Genomic DNA, 5,737 nt, shown 5'->3' with positions numbered 1-5,737 from the left:
CCACATCCCGGCGGTCGACACGCCGCGGAAAATCTACGGCATCCGCAGCGCCGGCAGCCCGGATGCGGTGCTGGCCGAGGTCGAATCGGGGGCCGCCGCTCTTGCCGGGACCGGCGAGCCGGCGCCGAAATGGTTTCGTGGCGCAACCGCCGAATACAGCCCGTCGGCAATCGCCATGATCCGCAAGCTTGGCTTCAAGGTCGCGGGATTCTCGATAAACGGCGACGGCGGCTCCTTGCTCGGCGCCAAGGAAACCGCGCGGCGCATCGCGGCGGCCAAGGACGGCGACGTCATTATCTCGCATATCAACCAGCCGACCCATGCGGCAGGCGAAGGCGTGGTGCAGGGGCTGCTGGCGCTCAAGGCCAAGGGCTTGACCTTTGTGCGGCTCGACGATGCCGAGGGCATCGGCAATAACGGCACCACGGAGTGAGTGGCCAGCCGAGCGTATCCCGCTTCGGCGTTGGCTCAGTCCGGTTTGGCTTCGATCGTGACCTTGCTGGCGTAGAATGCGCCGTGGTTGCCGATTTCAGCCATCTCGTCGAAAGGCCGTTCATAGGCCCACATGGCGTTCTGGCCGGTCTCGCCGGCAGGCAGCACGCTCCAATAGCTTGCATCGCCCTTGTAGGGGCAATGGGTCGAGTGGTCGGTGCGGCCAAGCTTGCCGAAATCGATGTCGGCGAACGGAATGTAGAAGGCCGCCGGATAGGGAGCTTCGGTCAGCACCTTGGCCTTCGCTGTTGAAGCGATGACCACGTCTCCGGCGCGCACGGTAACGGTGCCGGCATAGGGCTCGATGGTGATGATTTTGTCCGGGTTGCGTTGGAAACCGGGTGCGGGGTTGGCGATCTGATCCATGCGGCGGCTCTCCTTGCGTCGACTTTGAGATGTGTCGCGCAAACGCATTGTTCAAGGCCTGCCGTCGCCATGCAACACGCAAACACCTGCCCAGGCCGGCACTGCCGGATCGCGCCTCCGAATATCCTCGATACTTGTCGTCAGCTGTCAGGCAGCGGCCTTGAACACGTCCATGAGACCCGCATAGGCGGCAGCAATACCGGCGACCGGGTTGCTGCTTCTCGATACGGTCTCGACCTTCAGGGAACCACCGCCGGTCGGCAAGGTGAGCAGCAGGAACTGGCGGTTTCCGCCATCGCCGACTGACGCGGCTGCGACGTGCTGGTCCTCGCCCTGGTTCTGGACGCACATCTTGAACAGCAACGTGCCGCCGACCGCTTCCAGCGCGCCGCCGACAACTTCAACAAATTCATCTTCGGAAACAGTCTTTGTGTCCGGCACCAGATCGGCCAGACTTTCGGCAAGCGTACTCTCGAGAGCCTTGTCGTCGAGCTGCGCGTCCATGCGAACCTCTTTCAGTCGCCAATCGCACCCCTTTGCCCGTTAACGAAGCTTAACGCCGACGATGGCCGGATTGTGGCGGTTGTTCCCAATGCAGTGCTCGGCCGTATTGGCGGCTGGACAATCCGTCGGTTCGCTCCACAATGGGACAAAAAGCACAACGCAAAAGCGTGAGGGAGGACCGAATGCTGGGACTGATGCAGGAATGGCCGCTGCTTTGCCATAAGCTCATCGACAATGCCGAGCGGCAGCATGGCATGCGCGAGATCGTGTCACGCTCGATCGAAGGGCCGATCGTGCGCACCACCTACGCCGACATCCATCGTCGCGCCCTGAAGGTCGCCCAGCGGCTGGAGCGCGACGGCTATGGGTTGGGCGACCGCATCGCGACGCTGGCCTGGAACACCGCCCGCCACATCGAGGCCTGGTACGGCATCATGGGCATCGGCGCCATCTACCACACGCTCAATCCGCGGCTGTTTCCCGAGCAGATCGTCTGGATCATGAACCATGCCGAGGACAAGGCAGTCTTCGTCGACCTGACTTTCGTGCCGCTGCTCGAGAAGATCGCCGGCGCCGTCAAGTCGCTGAAACAGGTGATCGTGCTGACCGACAAGGCACACATGCCGCAGACGACGTTGCCCAATGTGGTCGCCTATGAAGAGTGGCTTGACGAGGCGGATGGCGACTTCGCCTGGAAGACCTTCGACGAAAGCACCGCCGCAGGCATGTGTTACACCTCCGGGACCACGGGCGATCCCAAGGGCGTCGTCTACAGCCACCGTTCGAACGTGCTGCACGCCATGATCGCCGCCATGCCCGACGCCATGGGGTTGTCGTCGCGCGACACGATCCTGCCTGTCGTGCCGATGTTTCACGCCAATGCCTGGGGCCTTGGCCAGAGCGGGCCGATGATCGGCGCCAAGCTGGTCATGCCCGGCTGCAAGATGGACGGCGCCTCGATCTATGAACTGCTCGATACCGAGAAGGTGACCTTCAGTGCGGCCGTGCCGACCGTCTGGATGATGCTGCTGCAGCATCTGGAGGAGACCGGCAAGAAGCTTCCCTATCTCAATAAGGTCGTCATCGGCGGCTCGTCCTGCCCGCGCGCGATCATGACGAAGTTTCAGCAGAACTACGATGTCCAGGTCATCCATGCCTGGGGCATGACCGAAATGTCGCCGCTCGGCACGCTGTGCACCCTGAAGCCGGACTATGCTGGTCTTGAGGGCGAAGCCCGGCTCGATGTCCAGCAGAAACAGGGCTATCCGCCGTTCGGCGTCGAAATGAAGGTGACCGACGACGACAACAATGCGCAACCCTGGGACGGCAAGACATTTGGCCGCCTGAAAGTGCGTGGGCCGGCCGTTGCCCGTGCCTATTATGGCGGCGCCGGCGTGGAGCAGTTCGACGGGGACGGCTGGTTCGATACCGGCGACGTCGCCCACATCGACGCGGGCGGCTATATGCAGATCACCGATCGTGCCAAGGACGTCATCAAGTCCGGCGGCGAATGGATTTCGACCATCGACCTCGAGAACCTGGCTGTCGGTCACCCCGATGTCGCCGAGGCGGCAGCCATCGGCGTCCACCATTCGAAATGGGGCGAACGGCCGCTGCTGGTCGTCGTCCGCAAACCGGGCAAGGAACCGAGCAAGGCTGATATTCTCGACTTCATGGACGGCAAGGTGGCCAAATGGTGGATGCCGGACGATGTCGCCTTCGTCGGTGAAATTCCGCACACCGCCACCGGCAAGATCCAGAAGATCACCTTGCGCCAGCAGTTCAAGGATTATCGCCTGCCGACGGATTGACGCGATGTCGCATGTTTCGGCTTCATGGCATCGCAAAAAGGTTCTAAGTCTCCGTTCGGGTTGGGGTGGTGCGGCAATCGATGGCAAGTATTCCTGAACGGCAAACGTCGAGGGCGGCCGGATGGTCGCGGCGCACGGCCGCTTTTTCGTTGGTGCTGCTGCTGACGGTCTTTGTCGGCCATCGCTTCGATCTCGTCGAAACACCTGTCTTTCTGTGGGTGCTCGGCATTGTCGCGCTGCTGGCGGCGATGGCGCTGTTGTTTGCCGGGTTTGCCTTTTCGCGGCTCTGGAATTTCGGCGACCGCGGCGGTCGCGACCTGACGGTCGGCGCGCTGCTGGCGCTGCTGGTGCTCGCACCCTACGGCGTCGCCGCCTACTGGGCGACGATCTATCCGCCGCTCAGGGACATCTCGACGGATTTCGACGAACCGCCGGCGCTCGACGTGAGCGACCGCAAGAAGGATATGAACGTGCTTGCGCCGTCGACGCCTGGGGAACAGCGGCTGCAGACCGATAGCTATCCGCTGGTCAGCGCACGCAGCTACGACCTGCCGTTCGAGACTGTCGTCAATGCCGTCGAAACCGTACTCGACCGGCGCGACTGGGATCTATCGGAACCCTATCCTGATCTCGCCGGGCAAAGCGAGGTGACCATCACCGCCGTCGCCAAGGGCTTCGTGATCGGCCTTCCCGCCGATGTGGCGATCCGCGTGACGGACGATGGCGATACGGTCATCGTCGACATGCGGTCGGCGTCCCGCTACGGTCGCTACGACCTTGGCGACAATGCCGCGCGTATTGTCGATTTCCTTGCCGAGCTCGACCAGGAAGTCGCCGGTCAGGTTGGCGCCGCGCCGGCCGAGTGAGGCACGGGCACTTGGCAGTGGGCTGCGTTGCCTATCCGGCCGGCGTGAAAATGCCGTCGATGGCCGGTGCGGCATCGGTCACAACCAGACCGCGCGCCGTCAGATCCTCGAGATGGGCAAGCACCGACAATCCGGCGGCGCCATGCAGCCGCGGATCGGTATCCCTGTAGATCGCCCTGACCATGTCGGGAATCGTCCGGTCGCCTTCTCTGACCCGCTCCAGGATGGCTCGCTCGCGCATCTTGCGGTGCGTCTTCAGCCCGCGCATGAAAGCGCGCGGTGCCGTCACCGGCCCGCCATGTCCGGGCAGCAGCAAGCGGTCCTCGCGGTCGATTAGACGGTCCAGCGAGGCCATGTAATCGGCCATCGCTCCATCCGGCGGGGCGACGATGGAGGTTGCCCAGGCCATGACATGATCGGCCGAAAACAGGATGCCGGTTCCTTCCAGCGCGAATGCCGCATGATTGGCGGTGTGGCCCGGGGTCAGAACCGTCCTGATCGACCAGCCGTCGCCATCGACCGCCTCGCCGTCGGAAAGGGCGATGTCGGGAACGAAAGCCATGTCTGCACTGGCGTCGAGCGCATTGGTCTCGCCGATGTGCAGGGCTCTTGCCGGCCGGTGCGGCCCCTCGGCCAGCACGATGGCGCCGGTGCGCTCTTTCAGCCGGGCCGCCAGCGGGGAGTGGTCGCGATGCGTATGGCTGACGAAGATATGGCTGACTGGCCGGCCTGCGATCACTTCGAGCAGGGTCCGCAGATGCGCCTCGTCATGCGGCCCCGGATCGATCACCGCCAGCGTATCGCGGCCAATTATGTAGCTGTTGGTGCCGTGAAAGGTGAAAGGGCTTGGATTGCGGGCCGTGATGCGCTGGACATCGGGCGCGACGCTCACCCCCTGGCCATAGAGGGGGTCGAAGCCGGTCTCGAACTTCAGTGCCATGCATCGGTGCCTTGTTTGGGGAAACGGCAAAACCGATTGCCGCATAACACGCAAGCCAATATAGGAGGATGTGAGGCCGCGAACATCTGGTAGCGGCAATCGGATTGGGGAAATACCATGGCAATTGCAACTACGATGCGTCCGCTTGTTTCTCTGGCTCTGCCGCAAAGCGGCGCGGCGCGGCTGGCAACGCAGCTTTTCCTGGCCATCGCCGGAACGCTTGTGCTGACACTGTCGGCCAAGACCAAGGTGATGCTCGGGCCGGTCGACATTTCGATGCAGACGCTGGCCGTGCTGCTGATTGCCGCCGCTTTCGGCATGCGTCTCGGCGTCGCCACCCTGCTGCTCTACATGGCCGAGGGCGCCATGGGCTTCCCCGTCTTCCAGAGCACGCCTGAAAAGGGTCTCGGCATTGCCTACATGCTCGGCTCGACCGGCGGCTATCTCGCCGGCTTCGTGGTCATGGCGGCCATTGTCGGCTGGGCGGCGGATCGCGGCTGGGACCGCCATCCGATCAAGCTTTTCAACGCCATGCTGGTTGGCGAAGTCGTCATGATGGCGATGGGCTTTGCCTGGCTGGCGCTGCTCATCGGTCCGGAAAAGTCGTGGCAGTTCGGCGTCGTGCCGTTCATCGTCGGCGACCTGATCAAGGTGGCTCTCGCGGCAAGCCTGGTGCCGGCCGTCTGGACGCTGCTCAAGCGCGGCTGAAGCCCGAGCAGACCAGCGGCTTGAGCAATCAAGCCTTGGCTGGCGTGGGG

At 63.4% G+C, this 5,737-nt stretch carries 6 protein-coding genes and 1 pseudogene; 4 read left to right on the top strand and 3 right to left on the bottom strand.

Annotation, left to right across the window (positions count from 1 at the left end):
• Window positions 1-433 (top strand): annotated as a pseudogene (locus EN884_RS23135) (polysaccharide deacetylase); the annotation flags it as partial.
• A gap of 35 nt (window positions 434-468) precedes the next feature.
• On the opposite strand, the gene EN884_RS23130 reads toward EN884_RS23135, so the two are convergent.
• The gene (locus EN884_RS23130) at window positions 469-858 is read right to left on the bottom strand and encodes a DUF427 domain-containing protein (protein ID WP_013532741.1); all 390 of its coding nucleotides are present in this window, start codon (window positions 856-858) and stop codon (window positions 469-471) included.
• Between the two features lie 147 nt (window positions 859-1,005).
• Window positions 1,006-1,362 (bottom strand): hypothetical protein, encoded by a 357-nt coding sequence (locus tag EN884_RS23125; protein WP_013532740.1) that lies wholly within the window; start codon window positions 1,360-1,362, stop codon window positions 1,006-1,008.
• A 182-nt stretch (window positions 1,363-1,544) separates the two neighbouring features.
• On the opposite strand from EN884_RS23125, the gene EN884_RS23120 reads away from it, so the two are divergent.
• Both EN884_RS23120 and EN884_RS23115 read left to right on the top strand, forming a co-directional pair.
• Entirely contained in the window at window positions 1,545-3,173 is a 1,629-nt protein-coding gene (locus tag EN884_RS23120; protein WP_063167687.1) for a fatty-acid--CoA ligase, read from the top strand.
• 80 nt (window positions 3,174-3,253) lie between these two features.
• Complete coding sequence (locus EN884_RS23115; protein ID WP_013532738.1) at window positions 3,254-4,039, top strand: DUF1499 domain-containing protein; 786 nt, start codon at window positions 3,254-3,256, stop codon at window positions 4,037-4,039.
• A gap of 31 nt (window positions 4,040-4,070) precedes the next feature.
• Here EN884_RS23115 and EN884_RS23110 read toward each other — a convergent pair whose 3' ends face one another.
• Window positions 4,071-4,979, bottom strand: coding sequence for an MBL fold metallo-hydrolase (locus tag EN884_RS23110; protein WP_013532737.1), 909 nt, complete (start codon window positions 4,977-4,979; stop codon window positions 4,071-4,073).
• 117 nt (window positions 4,980-5,096) lie between these two features.
• Between EN884_RS23110 and EN884_RS23105 the strand changes: the two genes are divergently transcribed.
• Complete coding sequence (locus EN884_RS23105; RefSeq protein ID WP_027164125.1) at window positions 5,097-5,687, top strand: biotin transporter BioY; 591 nt, start codon at window positions 5,097-5,099, stop codon at window positions 5,685-5,687.
• Window positions 5,688-5,737: the final 50 nt, after the last annotated feature.

The sequence above is a fragment of the Mesorhizobium sp. M7A.F.Ca.AU.001.01.1.1 genome, from assembly GCF_004022735.1.
GTDB classification, from domain to species: Bacteria; Pseudomonadota; Alphaproteobacteria; order Rhizobiales; family Rhizobiaceae; genus Mesorhizobium; species Mesorhizobium ciceri.
The sequence above is the reverse complement of the archived record's forward strand: the minus strand, read 5'-3'. Positions and strand labels throughout refer to the sequence as shown.